The 16,502-nt window shown below is 41.3% G+C and carries 20 protein-coding genes; 14 read left to right on the forward strand and 6 right to left on the reverse strand.

Annotated elements, in window-relative coordinates:
* Positions 1 to 220: 220 nt before the first annotated feature.
* The 4 genes from H6G75_RS03915 to H6G75_RS03930 all read left to right on the forward strand — a co-directional run bounded on the left by H6G75_RS03915 (position 221) and on the right by H6G75_RS03930 (position 6,571).
* The gene (locus H6G75_RS03915; RefSeq protein ID WP_190978675.1) at positions 221 to 1,963 is read left to right on the forward strand and encodes a protein kinase domain-containing protein; all 1,743 of its coding nucleotides are present in this window, start codon (positions 221 to 223) and stop codon (positions 1,961 to 1,963) included.
* Between the two features lie 515 nt (positions 1,964 to 2,478).
* The gene (locus H6G75_RS03920) at positions 2,479 to 3,066 is read left to right on the forward strand and encodes a pentapeptide repeat-containing protein (RefSeq protein ID WP_190978676.1); all 588 of its coding nucleotides are present in this window, start codon (positions 2,479 to 2,481) and stop codon (positions 3,064 to 3,066) included.
* A 232-nt stretch (positions 3,067 to 3,298) separates the two neighbouring features.
* Entirely contained in the window at positions 3,299 to 4,474 is a 1,176-nt protein-coding gene (locus tag H6G75_RS03925) for a M20 family metallopeptidase (RefSeq protein ID WP_190978677.1), read from the forward strand.
* A gap of 651 nt (positions 4,475 to 5,125) precedes the next feature.
* Positions 5,126 to 6,571 (forward strand): glycoside hydrolase 100 family protein, encoded by a 1,446-nt coding sequence (locus H6G75_RS03930; protein ID WP_190978841.1) that lies wholly within the window; start codon positions 5,126 to 5,128, stop codon positions 6,569 to 6,571.
* Positions 6,572 to 6,676: 105 nt separating this feature from the next.
* Here H6G75_RS03930 and H6G75_RS03935 read toward each other — a convergent pair whose 3' ends face one another.
* The gene (locus tag H6G75_RS03935; RefSeq protein WP_190978678.1) at positions 6,677 to 6,985 is read right to left on the reverse strand and encodes a hypothetical protein; all 309 of its coding nucleotides are present in this window, start codon (positions 6,983 to 6,985) and stop codon (positions 6,677 to 6,679) included.
* A gap of 175 nt (positions 6,986 to 7,160) precedes the next feature.
* On the opposite strand from H6G75_RS03935, the gene H6G75_RS03940 reads away from it, so the two are divergent.
* From H6G75_RS03940 to H6G75_RS03955, 5 genes are read left to right on the forward strand one after another with little or no spacing between them, the layout of a single operon-like run.
* Entirely contained in the window at positions 7,161 to 7,628 is a 468-nt protein-coding gene (locus tag H6G75_RS03940) for a hypothetical protein (RefSeq protein WP_190978679.1), read from the forward strand.
* On the forward strand, positions 7,625 to 8,014 hold the full coding sequence (locus tag H6G75_RS03945) for a hypothetical protein (protein ID WP_190978680.1): 390 nt from the start codon (positions 7,625 to 7,627) through the stop codon (positions 8,012 to 8,014). Before H6G75_RS03940 ends, H6G75_RS03945 begins: the two co-directional genes overlap by 4 nt.
* A gap of 40 nt (positions 8,015 to 8,054) precedes the next feature.
* Positions 8,055 to 8,270 (forward strand): DUF5674 family protein, encoded by a 216-nt coding sequence (locus H6G75_RS33890; RefSeq protein WP_397331364.1) that lies wholly within the window; start codon positions 8,055 to 8,057, stop codon positions 8,268 to 8,270.
* Positions 8,260 to 8,382 (forward strand): DUF5674 family protein, encoded by a 123-nt coding sequence (locus tag H6G75_RS33895; protein WP_397331366.1) that lies wholly within the window; start codon positions 8,260 to 8,262, stop codon positions 8,380 to 8,382. The genes H6G75_RS33890 and H6G75_RS33895 overlap by 11 nt, the downstream gene beginning before the upstream one ends.
* Entirely contained in the window at positions 8,379 to 8,738 is a 360-nt protein-coding gene (locus H6G75_RS03955; RefSeq protein WP_190978681.1) for a hypothetical protein, read from the forward strand. Before H6G75_RS33895 ends, H6G75_RS03955 begins: the two co-directional genes overlap by 4 nt.
* Positions 8,739 to 8,824: 86 nt before the next feature.
* Here the strand turns inward: H6G75_RS03955 and arfB are convergent, their stop codons facing one another.
* On the reverse strand, positions 8,825 to 9,238 hold the full coding sequence (arfB, locus tag H6G75_RS03960) for an alternative ribosome rescue aminoacyl-tRNA hydrolase ArfB (RefSeq protein ID WP_190978682.1): 414 nt from the start codon (positions 9,236 to 9,238) through the stop codon (positions 8,825 to 8,827).
* Between the two features lie 336 nt (positions 9,239 to 9,574).
* Between arfB and H6G75_RS03965 the strand changes: the two genes are divergently transcribed.
* The gene (locus H6G75_RS03965; protein ID WP_190978683.1) at positions 9,575 to 10,924 is read left to right on the forward strand and encodes a 16S rRNA (cytosine(967)-C(5))-methyltransferase; all 1,350 of its coding nucleotides are present in this window, start codon (positions 9,575 to 9,577) and stop codon (positions 10,922 to 10,924) included.
* A gap of 57 nt (positions 10,925 to 10,981) precedes the next feature.
* Positions 10,982 to 11,404, forward strand: a complete 423-nt coding sequence (locus H6G75_RS03970) for a TerB family tellurite resistance protein (RefSeq protein ID WP_190978684.1) — start codon at positions 10,982 to 10,984, stop codon at positions 11,402 to 11,404.
* Between the two features lie 104 nt (positions 11,405 to 11,508).
* Here H6G75_RS03970 and psb35 read toward each other — a convergent pair whose 3' ends face one another.
* The 3 genes from psb35 to H6G75_RS03985 form a co-directional block, all read right to left on the reverse strand.
* On the reverse strand, positions 11,509 to 11,736 hold the full coding sequence (psb35, locus tag H6G75_RS03975; protein WP_190978685.1) for a photosystem II assembly protein Psb35: 228 nt from the start codon (positions 11,734 to 11,736) through the stop codon (positions 11,509 to 11,511).
* Positions 11,737 to 12,044: 308 nt separating this feature from the next.
* Positions 12,045 to 12,890, reverse strand: a complete 846-nt coding sequence (locus H6G75_RS03980; protein WP_190978686.1) for a M56 family metallopeptidase — start codon at positions 12,888 to 12,890, stop codon at positions 12,045 to 12,047.
* Entirely contained in the window at positions 12,890 to 13,309 is a 420-nt protein-coding gene (locus H6G75_RS03985; RefSeq protein WP_062289328.1) for a BlaI/MecI/CopY family transcriptional regulator, read from the reverse strand. The genes H6G75_RS03980 and H6G75_RS03985 overlap by 1 nt, the downstream gene beginning before the upstream one ends.
* Positions 13,310 to 13,510: 201 nt before the next feature.
* On the opposite strand from H6G75_RS03985, the gene H6G75_RS03990 reads away from it, so the two are divergent.
* The 3 genes from H6G75_RS03990 (at position 13,511) to H6G75_RS32860 (ending at position 15,942) form a co-directional block, all read left to right on the forward strand.
* Complete coding sequence (locus tag H6G75_RS03990; RefSeq protein WP_190978687.1) at positions 13,511 to 14,146, forward strand: Uma2 family endonuclease; 636 nt, start codon at positions 13,511 to 13,513, stop codon at positions 14,144 to 14,146.
* A 139-nt stretch (positions 14,147 to 14,285) separates the two neighbouring features.
* Positions 14,286 to 15,023, forward strand: a complete 738-nt coding sequence (locus tag H6G75_RS03995; protein WP_190587993.1) for a 2-phosphosulfolactate phosphatase family protein — start codon at positions 14,286 to 14,288, stop codon at positions 15,021 to 15,023.
* A gap of 766 nt (positions 15,024 to 15,789) precedes the next feature.
* On the forward strand, positions 15,790 to 15,942 hold the full coding sequence (locus H6G75_RS32860; protein WP_062289322.1) for a CopG family transcriptional regulator: 153 nt from the start codon (positions 15,790 to 15,792) through the stop codon (positions 15,940 to 15,942).
* An 80-nt stretch (positions 15,943 to 16,022) separates the two neighbouring features.
* Here the strand turns inward: H6G75_RS32860 and H6G75_RS04000 are convergent, their stop codons facing one another.
* Entirely contained in the window at positions 16,023 to 16,208 is a 186-nt protein-coding gene (locus tag H6G75_RS04000; protein WP_190978688.1) for a CopG family transcriptional regulator, read from the reverse strand.
* Positions 16,209 to 16,502: the final 294 nt, after the last annotated feature.

Consider the following 16,502-nt stretch of genomic DNA (forward strand, 5'->3'; position numbering starts at 1 on the left):
GGGAAGGGTGGGAGGAGGATGGTGAAGAAATCTTTCGCCCCTCTCACCCCACACTCCCCACCCATACGTGAGAAATTCGGGTGAAGTGTTGTCCTGGTTAAATCCCCTAAATTTATTGATAGGGATTCCCTTCTGCCTCCTGCCCGGTTGGTGAGCGAAGTCGAACCACTGCCTCCTTAACATAGGTTAAAATCAACTCAGCGTTTGTATTGTAGCGGTTGTGTCCCATATCCCTCAAAGGGCGGTTCACTGCATAAATCCTGATTGTCAACGTCCTTACCCCCAACCTTGGGGAAACAAATTTTGTAACAGCTGTGGCGCATTGCTACAGCTGCTAGACCGCTATGTGCCTATTCAACCACTGGGTTCGGGTGGGTTTGCCCAAATTTATACAGTTTGGGATGAAAAAACCCAAACTGAAAAGGTGCTAAAAGTTTTGGTGGAAGATTCACCAAAAGCCCAAGAATTATTTACACAAGAAGCAGCAGTTTTGATTAGTTTGCAGCATCCTGGTGTTCCAAAGGTGGAAGCTGATGGTTTTTTTCAGGTAAATATCAGCAGTCCAAAACCGCGCCAGTTAGCTTGTTTGGTGATGGAAAAAATCAACGGGCCGACTCTGGATGAAATTATGAATAACTATCCTCAAGGATGTCCAGAGAATTTGGTACTCAACTGGTTCACCCAAGCTGTGAAAATTTTACAAGAACTACACAAATGCCAAATTATTCACCGCGATATTAAACCTTCTAACTTAATGTTGCGGATACCAGCCTCAACCGCACCGCCAACTCAACCCAGAACAGGGTGGGAAGAATTAGTATTAATTGATTTTGGTGGTGTTAAGCAAATTAACGCTGCTATGCAGCGTCGAGAGTCGAGTTCAACGCGGTTATTTTCTTCTGGTTACAGTCCACCAGAACAAGTGACTGGGGGAAATGTGGGGCCTGCGGCTGATTTTTATGCTCTCGGCCGGACAATGATTGAATTACTCACAGGTAAGTATCCGCCAGAGATGGAAGATTTGCAGACTGGGGAATTGCGCTGGCGGAATCGAGTGAATATTAGCTCACAGTTTGCTGATTTACTGGATGAGATGGTAAAGGAAGATGTGCGATCGCGTCCATCTAATGCAGCCATTATTCTCAAACGGTTAGCAAAAATTAACAAATCTGTCAAACCAGCGTCATTCTCCCAGCCACCAAACTCAAATTCAGCTAGTAACAACTTAACAAGGCTCATTCAAACCATTGAACGAGCTTTTACCGATTTTCTGCAAGCAATTGGTAAAACAGCTTTGTTTCTCGCCAAAGCCTTGCTGAAAATGATTCAAGCTTGTGTAGCGATTATTTGGGCAATGGTGCTATCTAGTTTAGGAGCTTGTTTCGGCACAATTATCGGTTTTTTTGTAGCTTACCGCACAATTTTAGGCGATCGCATTGTGCAATTAATCGTAGGTCAGCTACCAGAACTCATTCCCAATTCTCAAACCAACTTTGGCGCAGATATTCTAGTCTTTGTGAGTGCTGGCTTGGGAACCGCCTGGGGACTCACCCTATCTGGGTGTTTTGGTCAACGACGGCGGTTTTTAGTCGCATCACTCATGGGTATGATCAGCTATGGATTTGGTTGGTTATTTTGGGAACTCATTTCTCCCAAACAAAGCAGTGATGGTTTGGTCGTGATGATTGCTGTCTCAATATTTTTACTATCCCTGAGTTTTGGGTTTCGCAGTCATCACATAGTTTATGCCTTAGTGGCCGCTTTAGGCACAGCAGTGATATTTTCTGGCTTATTTATTTTAGGCTTCCCCGCCACAGTCTTTCACTTTTCACCCCAGCCACTTTGGTCAGAATTAGGTCTACCCTTGGCATTGTTTGTTTTAGTCGCCATTTTTACAAGCTTTTGGCTAGGAGTCAGTCACTATCTCATTGTTCCCGGACTGCGTTTTTTGGGATGGCGCTAAGTTAACGTCCCTGCCGGAAAGGGAACACTTCTCCTACCGGAGACACTACGCGAACGGCAAGCTCAGTGCATCATAGGGAACAGGCAACATCAAGTCAGAAGTTAAACCTCAGACAATTTTTGACTTTTAACTTTTGACTTTTAACTTCTCTCTCACACCCATTCTTCACCGACAACCTTTGTGCGTAAGACCTACATAGATATACCGAATTATCACTAAGTGACTCAACACAGTATAAATGCTCAAATTAATATCCCCCCAGCTACTGTTCTTCTAGCTGGGGGGATCGAATATGTGATAGTCTATAGAGAGTTCTGTATAGTTCCTTACGAATCAATCTTAAAGCCTAAATTTGGTTTTGTGTAGTCCCAAAATCAGAATTTATACTATTTTTATAGCTTCTTCATCACCACTTCATTGCTAGGATTTGCTGAGTTAACGGTATATGTGTATATGTTAAGTATGACAGTAACTCTACGTTGAACTTATCACCCATACAAATATCCGTAAAACTTATGAAACTCCAGATTGCTGGCTTTGTTGCTCTAATAGTTTGCACGGGGTTAACCGAAAAAGCCTTGGGGCTGAATCAACAAGACCTAGAACAGTTCAGAAAATCGGGTGCTTGTCCTCGTTGCGATTTGAGTGGTGCTGATCTGAATCAAGCTAATTTGGCTGGTGTCAACTTGCGTGGGGCTATTTTAAAGGGAGCAAATTTATCGCAAGCGAATCTCGCAAATGCAGATTTAACCGATGCAAATCTCGAAGGTGCAGTTCTGAAATCTGCCAATCTCACAGGAGCATCTTTTACAGGTGCTAATTTAACTTCAGCATCTTTAGAAAGTGCCGATTTGTCTTTTACAGGTTTTCTGGGTGCTAATTTAACAGCAGCAAACTTGTTAGGTTCTAAATTATACTTTACAAATTTTCGCGGAGCGAACTTTCGACTGACTACTTTACCTGTGGGTAATGTAACTTCTGATAAACCTTACTGGTGGTCATCAGAGCGTGTCATTCCCAAGCAATGTAATAAATTTAAAGCAGGCACGACACAAGGTACAACTTGTTATACCCAGTCTGAGGAAGTGGAAAGTAAGAAATAAAAAGTGATGGTTCGGCTACTTCGACTCCTTTCGACTTCTCCTGACGGAGACGCTGCGCGAACGCTCAAGGCAAGTCGCTCAGTACAAGTTCGCTCACCAACCGGGAGTTGGGAGTAGGGAGGGTTTAAACTCTCGTCAACTGTTTCCTGTTCCCTGTTCCCTTTGATAAAGAACATTTTGTTCAGTAGCACTTCTTTATCATGGGAACAAAGCTCGTAACTAAAATTGATTGATGCTAACCCGTATTAAAGACATAGCCACAAAACTAGCACCCCGTTTAGTTGAAATTCGCCGTCATCTTCACTCCCATCCAGAACTCAGTGGTCAAGAGTATCAAACAGCTGCTTTTGTAGCTGGGGTTCTGTCTTCTAGTGGGCTGCATGTCCAAGAAGGTGTGGGAAAAACAGGTGTGATTGGAGAAGTGCGGAGTACAGGAACCGATGAGCGTTTATTGGCGATTCGGACTGATATGGATGCTTTACCTATCCAGGAACGTACAGGTTTAGATTATGCTTCTCGTACAGATGGGGTGATGCACGCTTGTGGTCACGATGTGCATACGACTGTCGGGTTAGGTACGGCAATGATATTGTCCCAAATCGCTGATGAATTGGGCGGGAAGGTGCGATTTTTATTTCAAGCCGCCGAGGAAATTGCCCAGGGTGCGAACTGGATGGTGCAAGATCAGGCGATGCAGGATGTTTCCGCTATTTTAGGCGTTCATGTTTTTCCTTCTATCCCCGCAGGTTCGATTGGGATACGTTATGGAGCATTGACAGCCGCAGCTGATGATTTAGAAATTACGATTATTGGTGAGTCTGGACACGGCGCACGTCCCCATGAAGCAACTGACGCGATTTGGATTGCTTCACAAGTGATTACAGCTTTGCAACAAGCCATCAGCCGGACTCAGAATCCTTTGCGCCCTGTAGTGTTGAGTATAGGGAAAATTCAGGGTGGTAGAGCGCCCAATGTGATTGCTGATCAAGTGCAGTTGTGGGGAACGGTGCGATCGCTCCATCCCGAAACCCGCGCCCATCTACCCCATTGGATTGAAAATATTGTGGCGAATATTTGTGATGCTTACGGCGCAAAATATCAAGTTAATTATCGTCAAGGTGTCCCCAGCGTCCAAAATGATTATTCTTTAACCCAGTTGTTACAATCAGCCGCAGAAGAAGCTTGGAGTAGCGATCGCGTCCAAGTTTTACCCGAACCTTCTCTTGGCGCAGAAGATTTTTCTGTTTATTTAGAACACGCCCCTGGTTCCATGTTTCGCTTGGGTGTCGGTTTCAAAGATAGAATCATCAATTACCCATTACACCATCCCGAATTTGAAATCGATGAGTCGGCGATTGTCACAGGTGTGGTAACTATGGCCTATGCCGCTTATAAATATTGGCTATAACAGCAAATAGAGAACAGGATTGCAGCAGTTAGAGGATATAAACTCATCTAAAAAATATCAATAGCTTTCAAACCTGTTCTCTACTAATGATATAAATTTTGCAGAAAATTGAGTATTTTTTCTCAATTTCTTGTACTTATTTAGTTAATAAATCTAACTATAGTCAGGTGTTTATACCTCTTTTGAGGTATTGACATCTTAATTTTTATAGCAATTTATCTTGCAGATTCTTAAAAAAGGTTATAAATTATTAATTTGTAGGGGAAACTCAAAATTGTAATTTCCAAAACCCAATTATCATACGTAATTATACTGAAAATAATTGAAGCTTTAAATAGCTTACAAGATATATTTTGATTGATATAACTGGTTCTACATAGAAAAAGAACGTAATTAATCTCAGACTATATCTTGTCTCCAGATTTTCAGGAGTATTTTCCCAAGCAATTCATAAAAATTATCATTGAATTGCTGTAAATTAATCAGCATTTAAATTCCTACAAAACTGTTAATTATAATCAGCAAAAATCAACTTTAAGAAGATAACATTTCTGTCGTTTCTTAAAGGCTCTTTGTTATGATGATGGCAGAAATTCAGCAATTCAGGAGCATTTACCACCAAAACACACCATGTATGGAGTTTCTTTGACAATGCAAATAGAGAATTTAGTAACAGATGAAATTACAGAAAAAGCAGCATGGGAAGCACTAGAAAAATCTATTCTCTATTATCGAGGGCGACCGATTGGTACAGTCGCAGCTTATGATAATTCTGTAGAAGCACTCAATTATGACCAGTGTTTTATTCGAGATTTTGTCTCTTCAGCATTAATTTTTCTCGCTAAAGGTAGAACAGATATTGTGCGTAACTTTTTAGAAGAAACTTTAAAGTTACAACCAAAAGAAAGGCAATTAGATGCTTATAAGCCAGGGAGAGGATTAATTCCAGCCAGCTTTAAAGTTGTGGTCGAGAATGGCGAAGAATATTTAGAAGCAGATTTTGGGGAACATGCGATCGCCAGAGTCACACCTGTTGATTCTTGTCTGTGGTGGATTATTTTGTTACGCGCTTATGTTGTAGCGACCAAAGATTTTTCTATAGCTTATCAGCCAGAATTCCAAAATGGCATTCGGTTGATTATGGAAATTTGTTTGGCTAATCGTTTTGATATGTACCCAACACTATTAGTTCCAGACGGTGCTTGTATGATTGACCGTCGGATGGGTATATATGGACATCCTCTCGAAATACAAGTTTTATTCTACACAGCACTCAGAGCAGCGCGGGAGTTATTAATTTGCCAAGGTAATCAAGATATTGTGATGGCAATTGATAATCGTTTACCACTTTTATGCGGACATATTCGTCAGCATTATTGGATAGATATTAATCGCTTAAATGCCATTTATCGCTTCAAAAGTGAAGAATATGGCAAAGCAGCGGTGAATCTATTTAACATTTATGTAGACTCGATTCCCTATTACGAATTAGATAAATGGCTACCCAAAAAAGGTGGTTATCTGGCTGGGAATGTCGGGCCATCTCAGTTAGATACACGCTTTTTCACTTTGGGTAACTTGATGGCGATTATTTCTGACTTAGCCACAGAAGAACAGTCACAAGCAATTATGACTTTGATTGATGAAAGATGGGACGATTTAGTAGGCGATATGCCGATGAAAATCTGTTTCCCAGCGATAGAAGATGAAGAGTACAGAATTGTAACTGGATGTGACCCGAAAAACATACCTTGGTCTTATCATAATGCTGGTAGCTGGCCTGTGTTGATGTGGATGTTAACAGCAGCAGCCATGAAAACTAATAGAACCAGTTTGGCAAAAAAAGCGATCGCCATTGCAGAAGCCCGCATTGGTGAAGATGAATGGCCAGAATACTACGATGGTAAAAAAGGCCGATTAATTGGAAAACAAGCGAGAAAGTACCAAACCTGGACAATTGCAGGTTTCTTATTAGCAAAAGAATTAGTTAAAGATGCTTCTCATTTACCGCTAGTAAGTTTCGATAAGTTACCACCAGATTTAGTATCAAGAGCATGTGAGTTTGAAATTCTCAGTGTAGATCCTCTTAGCTCCTGATATTGAGTAACAAAGAATTCAGTCGTCAGCATTCAATTCTGAATTCTGGCGACTGAGCTATATATTCTGTTTTTATCAGGACTCACGCAAAAATTCCCAAAAAGCTTACTCTAGCCCTTCACCTTCACCGGGAACTATTTTTTGAGCAGTGCCATTCAGGATTTCTGCCCACATTTCATCAAAGGTGATACCCCGCTTTTTCGCTAAATATTCCACCCTTTCTCGAATTAACTTGTCTCGCTCCTGAAGTTTGGCACATAAAAGAGATTGTGCCTGGGCAACCTTAGTTCGACCATTTACCCATGAATCGACAGTGAGTAAATCATTGTAATACTCACCAAGCGCCGGAATCGCTAACCTTTCATCCTTTCTGGGCATTTCATCCTTTCTGGGGTTTGATTCTACTGCATTCATATTGCTACCTAAGCGATTCTATTGTTCCAGATTTGCCCCAGAGTTGGCACAAAAAAGGATGACTAAATTAATTTTCCCAAAATTGACCCAAATACGTCACAATTACGCCCACATTTGATAGGATGCAAAAGTACATAAAAAGCGGCTTCAGTTGATGAACCAAAGCCATTAAAATATGCTTAAATTCAAGTCAAAAATTATTGCCATAGAAACAAGTTTGGTTCTGTGTGGGACTGCTTTACCCAATCGCCCAGTTAACGCGAATCCTGCGGTACTTGCACCCGCCGCTTTTTGTGCAGGCACGGCTGGGGTAGGATGTGTACTGGTTGGAGTTGCTATTGTAGGTGGCAGTGCTTACTATATCTGGCGTTCTAGGGATGGGAAGCATTATGCAGCAGACGCAAATGGAAAGATCAACAATTCTGAAAGATTAGTTGGTACAGCCAAACCTTTGCAGAGTAGAGCTATATCTGGGATTGAGGCAGCAAAACTAGGAGATGCTCACTGGGCTAATACTGTTACTGACTGTTATAAGATTGCCAAAAAGATAGGTAAAACACTAAAAAGACAACACCCAGCCGTTGGTGGTGGATACTGGTGTATTTTTCCTGGAGAACAAACAAGTTTTGGAGACAACAGATGAATTTACAAGAATTAGAACAGTTTAACGAGTTGAGAGGCGACACGCTTTTAACATCCATTCTGACTTTTCCTAGTTTTAATGCACCAGGATATGAACTTACGGGTGGAATGGAAATTTGTGGTGGAGTCGATGATGCAATTGCTGAGATTGAGACTATTGTGTGGACTGCTGGTTACAAAAACAATCCTGAACACGAATGGAAACTGGTTAGCTATGAGGTGTTTGTACCTCAAAAAATGGTTTTAGTTGGTAATGGAAATATGCCCTCGTGTGAAACTGCACCAGTGCATAGTGCTGTCATCTACTGCTATTACAGTCCGATAAAACCAGAAGTAATTAACCAGTTGATTCAACAAAATCAACCTTGGGTTATAGGTAATGAATAATACTTAAAATCAATGATAGGGTGCTAGTACATTGATTCAAGTGATACGTGAACGTGCTACGAAACAGCAGATTGACGAAATGCTCAAAACCTGGGGAGTATTTATCAAAATAGTAGTGGATATCGAGCGTGAAATTTTGGCTGGTGGTGCAGAGCGTCACTATGAATGTGAGCAAGAATTGTTGAAAGATGGTAGTAAACAAAAAAAATCTTTGGGGTGCAGATTGGTGTCCTTTCACCCAAGAAATGGTGTTTGAATCGATTATTAACATTCGCCCCAGCCAAAACAATCGTACTATGATCATTGAATCCCCTGATATTAGAGAGCGAGTTACTCAGATTACCCTGCGATTACTAGGAGGATTATGATACCGAACTGGAGCGCAATTGAAGCAAGTTTTTTAAATCAACCCCATCCACAGCAGTTGGGAGAACTGGCAGCTTCTTTGGCACGTCTCAAATCCTGGTGTCAAAAGAATGCCAGCCGTGAATTAGTGCCAGTGTTACTTTCGGAAAACTTACTATACGTGAATTTGTTACAACAAAAAAGCCAGAGCAATCATACTGAATTAACCCAACTCCAAAACTTGCTAGAAGACTGGCAGCAAAATTGGGTAAATATTTACGATAATCCCACCAAAACTGCATCCTTGGCTGCGGCTGCGGCTACTTGGTCAGAACGAGTGTTGAAGATGTCGGGGTTATTATCTACAGCAGTTATGTAGCTGGGCTGCGATCGCTGGATATCTGCAATTTCTTAGAGGAAAAAGGAGCGATCGCCTTCAGCACTTTTCTCTGGTAGCATCAGATTTTAATCAATTACCTGCCTTCTCATTGACTTAATTTGACTACGCTTAGTTTTACTGTCAAGACGTTTTTTTTGAGAACTACGAGTTGGTTTGGTGGGTTTGCGGATTTCGGGTAGTACAACTGCGCTGAGTATGAGTTGCTTGAGTCGTTGCAAAGCTTCTTCCCGATTTTGTTCTTGGCTACGGTGTTCTTGAGCTTTGATGACAATAACCCCATCCTGGGTGATGCGTCGGTCGTTGAGCTTGAGAAGTTGCTGTTTATAGAAAGCGGGTAGTGATGAAGCTTCAATGTCAAAGCGTAAATGAATGGCTGTAGCAACTTTGTTGACGTTTTGACCCCCGGCTCCTTGAGAACGAATCGCGCTAATTTCGAGTTCGCTATCGGGGATGATGATTTTATTCTTAATTTGCAGCATAACTTTACTATACGCCCGAAGCCACAAAGAAAGCAGGGTAGTTAAACTTTATGAGTCTACTGTTTTCTGGAATTCGTAATTTAGGCGGTGTAGTCCTTATTAGTCAAGCAACTTATAAATAACTTCTATAAATAACTAGGGGAAAATTACCCCATCAAAAGCCCAGTCATACCGACTGGGCTTTTGGTTTAAGGCTATGTTTGCGGAACTAATTGGTTTATTCCCGGATTTCTCACTTGCGAGAAATCCGGGATCAAGAAGGGTAATTCTACTTGTGTGTACCATGCTGATAGAATAATACAGCCCTGCCAAGTCAACGGGGGTAGATGAAAACTTATGACTAACCCCCGCCAAATAGCTTTTGTGGCTTTGCGAGATGTTCACAAAGGGGCTTATGCTGATGTTGCCTTAGATAGAGTGTTGCGAAAATTTAAATTGCCAGATAGCGATCGCCGTCTAGCGACAGAATTAGTTTATGGCAGTGTCCGCAGATTACGCACTCTTGATGCTTTAATTGACCAACTCGCCACGAAAAAAGCTCATCAACAACCACCAGAACTGCGTACCATTCTGCATCTTGGTTTTTATCAACTCCGCTACCAAGAACGCATTCCTCCTTCAGCAGCAGTAAATACAACGGTGGAACTTGCTAAGGAAAATGGTTTTTCGGGACTCACGGGTTTTGTGAATGGTTTGTTACGCCAGTACATCCGTCTTGCCGAAAAATCCCCCGAACCTTTGCAGTTACCAGATAACCCCGTAGAACGTTTGGGGATTTTGCATAGTTTACCCGACTGGATAATTCAAGTTTGGTTAGACCAAATTGGTGTTGCAGAAACCGAAAAACTCTGTGAATGGATGAACCAAACACCGACAATCGATTTACGCATCAACCCACTCCGCACTAATTTAGAACAAGTAGCCACAGCCTTAGAATCGGCGGGAGTTTTAGCTCAAAAAATCCCCAATTTACCCCAAGCTTTAAGGTTAATTAGCAGTACCGGGGCGATACAAAATTTACCAGGGTTTACTGAAGGTTGGTGGGTTGTGCAGGATGCAAGCGCCCAACTGGTGAGCCATTTACTTGACCCTCAACCGGATGAGGTGGTAATTGATACTTGTGCCGCCCCTGGAGGGAAAACAACTCACATTGCAGAGTTGATGCAGGATCAAGGTAAAATTTGGGCTTGCGATCGCACTGATTCCCGATTGCGAAAACTCCAAGAAAATGCGCGGCGGCTCAATTTGCAATCAATTGAAATTTGTACTGGCGACAGTCGTAACTTGCCGCAATTTTATAATATTGGCGATCGCCTGTTGTTAGATGCCCCATGTTCTGGTTTAGGAACTTTACACCGCCACGCCGATGCACGTTGGCGACAAACACCAGAATCTATCCAAGAACTTTCACAGCTACAAAAGCAATTACTGTCCCACACATCAAATTTTGTCAAAAACGGTGGCGTGCTGGTTTATGCAACTTGTACACTGCATCCAGCCGAAAATGAAGCGGTAATTTCGGAATTTTTAGCAGAAAATCCGCAATGGCAAATTGAGCCTCTCGCACCCAGTTCACCCTACTCTATTTATTCCACACCCCAAGGCTGGCTGAAAGTCTGGCCGCACCGTTGGGATATGGACGGCTTTTTTATGGTGCGCTTAAGAAAAACTAATGATTCAGGGTGATTACTGCCAGGGATTGTACCATTTGATGGAAGCCCCAATCTCCCACAGGAGGCAGCAATGGTTACTGATTCCAATGTAAAGAACTTAGTTAAAATCTTGATTGGAGCAGCTTGGATTGATGGGATAATTCAACCAGAGGAACGACAGTATCTCCGCGAAATTGCTCAAGCTAAAGGTTTGGCTACCGATCCAGAAATTAAGCCTTGGTTGTACGAATTAGTACCCGTGCAACCCAAAGAATGTTACGCTTGGGTGAAAGAATATTTAGGCGATCGCCCAAGCTTGGAAGATTGCGAAAGTTTGATTGAAGCTATTAGCGGCTTAATTTATAGCGATGGCGAAGTCGCAACCGAAGAAGCCCGACTCCTGACACAAATTCAGGACTTAGCTGAACAAGATTCTAACCAACAACCAGTTCATAATGCGTTGCTTAAACAAATTCAAACGCTTTATCGTCGTTGGGTCGAGGTACAGAATTAATGGTGTAATGTCTATAGTCAAGAGTCCAAAGGCAAAAGTCAAAAGTCCAGATTTTGCAATCTAAAACTTTGATCATTGACCATTGACTGTTGACTATTGACCAATTATGCTTTTGGTTCACCAATACCGGGAGTTTCTTCTTTTTCTACTTTGGGTACAAAGTCGGGGCGTTCTTTACTTTCCCAACCAACTGGGCGTTTAGAGTTGTACCAAGCAATAGAACCAATGGTGACAGCAGCAATAAACCCAACTACATAAACCAATGTAAAAGCAAAGGGGAAATGACCTCCGCCTGTTGCTACTGAATCTGCTGCCTGCATTAATATAAGCATGAGTATATGTTCCTTTTTTACGCAACACTACTTAAGACACTATAAAACTAGAGTATCACTTACATCCTCCCCAAGTTTGAAATAGTGGGTCTTTCAGCAGATACAGAAGACGTAAAACCTTCACAGTGTAAGGGTTACAAAAAATTATCGATAAAAAATTCTGTATATATAGCAGAGGACAGGTGAGAGGTAACAGGTGACAGGTGACAGTGTTAAACGCTTTATATTCAAATTTGTAGAGACGTTGTATACAACGTCTCTACTGGGGTTGAGAATAGGAAAATTATTTCTGAAAGCAACTTTATGCTTTATGTATGAAATAAGACAGTAAATAACGGGATAAACGCTAAGATAAAGCCTTGCCAAGACTGCCAGTTCATCGCTAATTTGGGTTCTGGTGGTGCAAGTAAAGCATCAATTCTTTGTTCCAAGCGATCGCCTAAACTACTACCCAAAGCCGCACAGCACACCGCAGATTCCGGTAACACAGAAGTTTGGCTGACAACTAACACTAACGATTCTGCTAACAGCAGTGGATCAACTTGGGAAGCAGCGTAACTATCCGCACGTAGTTCGCGCAACACTAATAATTCTTGCCACAACGCATCTGTATTCGGTAGCCAAGTGGTGCAAGCACGCACCCACCCCAGCCAGAAAAACCAAAATGTATCGCGGTAATAATGATGTCCTTGCTCATGGGCTAAGACACTTTCGACATGAGCAGGTGAAAGATTCTGGAGTAATCCTTGGCTAACTACTAGTTCTGGTTGCCAAAAACCAATTTGACCAGCAAACAATGTTGGTGTATTGATTAGCCTAGCTGATTTACCATCAAGATTAATCAAGGGAGCATGACGGGCAGATTCTACAGATTGCCAACCTTGGATAGTGAGTTTTATGCACAAAAAAGCAAAATAGCCGAGAATGACAAACGCTAAATCGTAGCTCAACCAGCCTGTGTAGACTCCGCCCATTTTACCTTGCGGCCCCATACACAGCAGGGCGATCGCAGTCATAAATATCAACAAAGGCGGAAACAAAAAGATAAATAAAGCTTTCCGCCAGCGTAGATTCCAATTACCCGGACTATTCACCCAAGAACATCTTAATATCCAAGAAACTGCTACAGCCGTCAAAATCATGATTAGGTGCATTATTGTTCCTCCCTGGCTTGGCGTGCAGCTTGAATCCGCTTGGCTATTGCTTCTATCTGTGCTTGGGCTGTTTCATCCAGACTATCAGCAAAGGCCGCAATCACATCGGGATTACCCACTGCGAGAAAGCGTTGTAGTTGATCATGAGCTTTAATCACCTGCGCCTGTTGTTTACTCAGCAATGGTCGCCAATAAAAAGCTCTTCCTTGTTTATCGCAGGCCAGCCAGCCTTTTTCGGTGAGCCGACGCAGCACTGTGGTGACAGAAGTATAAGCCAATTCTCGGTTAGGATCAGCCAAAATGCGATCGTGTACATCTTTAACTGTCGCGGAACCAAGTTCCCAGACAATATTTAAAATTTCTGCTTCCAAAGGGCCTACAGACAGTTGTTTTGGACGGTAATCGGGTAAAGGTGCCATGTCGATTTTAGATCCTAGAGTTTACATTGGCAGATTTGATGCAAAATTCCCCTCTTGATTGACCAAGGTAGAGTTATTATAAATCCCTTGTTTTTTAGATACCTGATTCCATTAAATCAATCAAGCGATCGCACCTCTGAAAATACCATCGCAAATCTTCATAATCATTGTCCTTCAATACCACTCAAAGGATCTGCAATTATGTATGCCCTCGTCTCAATTGACAAAATTCAATTACCTGCTGGTTCTGTGGTGCGCCTACCTGCTACTTGGCAAGAGTATCAGCGCCTTTGTGAACAACGGGGAGATGGCTCAATTCCCCGCATTAAATATCGTGATGGAGAAGTATTACTAATGTCACCTTTGCCTGTACATGGACGAGATGCTCATTTGATTGCCAATATTGTTGTCACACTTTTAGATCATGATGGCAGGGAATATGATGCGTTTACCCCTGTGACAATGACGCTACCCGAAGAAAGCGGTATTGAGCCTGACTATTGTTTTTACATTGATAATTGGCAAGCTGTTTCCGGTAAAAAACGAATTGACTGGCGACAAGATCCCCCGCCTGATTTGGTAATTGAAATTGATGTCACTAGTTATTCCGATGTGGAAGATTATCTGCCTTATCGTGTGCCAGAAATTTGGCTATTTAAAAAACAGCAGTTATTAATTTACCAATTACAGGGAAGTATTTACCAACTGCAAACCCAGAGTCGCTATTTTCCAGGGTTGGATATGCACAGTGTGATTGCTCAGTGTGTACAAATTGCTTATCAACGTAACACTAGTGCGGCTATTCGCCATCTTAAACAACAGTTAAATAACAGTTAAAGTCAAGGATATTTGCCCTCATTGGCCAATGTCTTGCCATAACCCCGAAAAATTCCTATTGCTTAAATTGTCATTATGGCTGTTAACACAAATTAGAATGTATGTCGATAATAATATTTAGAGCAGGTGTATCCAGCGCGTGAAGTTATTCTTATACCACACTCCGGAATTAACTCCTAAAGATGAAATTCCAGACTGCGCGATCGCAGTTGATGTCTTGCGAGCCACTAGTACAATTGCCACAGTCTTAGCGGCTGGCGGTGAAGCAGTACAAGTCTTTAGTGATTTAGAAAAGCTCATTGAAGTTAGCGAACAATGGCCAGTAGAGAAACGCTTAAGAGCCGGAGAACGTGGCGGAGCTAAAGTCACTGGCTTTGAACTCGGTAACTCTCCCCTAGACTGCACACCAGAGCTAGTGCATGGTCGCCGCTTGTTTATCAGTACTACTAACGGTACTCGTGCTTTACAACGAATCCAAAACTCTCCATCTGTACTAGCAGCCGCTTTAATTAACCGCGCTGCTATAGTAGATTTTCTGTTAGAAAAACAGCCCGAAACAGTCTGGATTGTTGGTTCGGGTTGGGAAGGAAGTTTTGCTTTAGAAGATACAGTTTGTGCAGGCGCGATCGCTCATAGCATTCTCGAAAAAACTCAGGTGTCTCCAGATCAATTAGCCGGTAATGATGAATTGATTGGTGCGATCGCTCTTTATACTCAGTGGCAAGATAACTTGTTGGGATTATTTCATCATGCTAGTCACGGCAAACGATTATTACGCCTTGAATGTCATGAAGACCTGAAATATTGCTCCCAAACTGATATTTTGGATGTTTTACCAATGCAACAGGAAATAGGAGTTTTAAAAAGCAACAATTAAGCATTACTCAAACATCATCCAAAACATTCCCAAGTTCTTTCTGCTGGTTATCTTAGTATTATTTGGGATTTTTTTAGATGCAAATGTAACAAATTTATCTTCGCTTATCGATCTGGAAGCTTAATCTTTACGCAACGCTTGTTCTGTTTGTATTAATTAATGATTAAAAATATCCCTGGTATTTGTACCAGGGATATTTTATCAAATTATTTAATATAATATTTATTTTCCATTGAAAAAACTTAACTAAGTTATTTAATGCCTAACTCCCTACCGAAACATAAATAGACGTATCAGATATTCTGAGGGATTAAAGACTCATCAGTAAATAATTTTGCTCTTTCAAACCTTAATTTTGCAATTATATCTTTATTTATGGCTGATTTTGCCATTTTAAATTTACAACACAGCCAGAAGAGGGTGTATTTTTTTGCTGAATTACTAAATAACTTGTGATGACATCATATTTGGCTGATAGTTGACTTGGATGGTAATATTCTCAATAAGAAATTTATTACTTGGCCTCAATACCAGGAAAACAAAAAAGTTATGAGCAGGTTATACACTAAGACTCATAGCAATGCAAATAAGCTTGTTTATCTTTTCTGAAGATAGCTAATGAAAGCGGACAAAAGCTTTTCTTAACTACTTTCAAACAGATAAAAAATCTCTGTCTAATTACGCCGAAACGCATAGTCAAGACAAGAGAATGTTCTAAATAAATGAAAATTTTCGTAGTTTTATCTAATACAACCAGACTGATAGCATGAATAAAAAATGGGCGGTCAAGCGAATAACCATCAACCTGGCATTAAACGAAGCGAAGAACTTGGAAAAGTATTGTGACCAGACAGGAAGACCAGCAACAGATGTCATCAGAGAACTGATTCGCGGATTAGCTACTACGCGGTCTGAGTAGGATTCAAGCTTGGTCTGTGTTTAAAACCATTGTATTGATAATTTTTTCAACTCTAACTTTCTAGAGTTGTAATGAAACACTTAGCTCACTGGTAAGCCTCGAATGAGTTCCTCAATCACATTCGAGATTGCTTGGCCTGTCTGCCCACAATATTTCTCTAGCGTTTGAGCTTCGTCTGGAGTCAAGTCCACAGTTATTTGCTTGACTACTTGTTTTTTACTGGGAGTTGGAAAACTAGAAAATCCAAGCGCAGCTGTTCTATCCATTATTTTTTAATGTGTATGAAGGCTAATTAAGATATTGCCAAGACTGAAACATCTTGACCAGTGAAAATCAAGATTTTGAGCTTAAAGTTAAGCTTTGACTTATCTTAATTTTTAAGAAATTGACTTTAGAACTGAAGAAATCAGCCTTTTTGATAACCCACTTTGATCAGTGAGTTAAAACCACATATCCTCAAAAGTCTCATCATTGGGGCGTTAAAGTCTTGTCATAGTCAAGCAATCCACATCTTTCGCAGTAGCATAAGTAGCCGTCAAGATACTGGTAGATAGGAGATT

Origin of the sequence: Nostoc sp. FACHB-280, from assembly GCF_014697615.1 — a bacterium.
Classification (GTDB): Bacteria; Cyanobacteriota; Cyanobacteriia; order Cyanobacteriales; family Nostocaceae; genus Nostoc_B.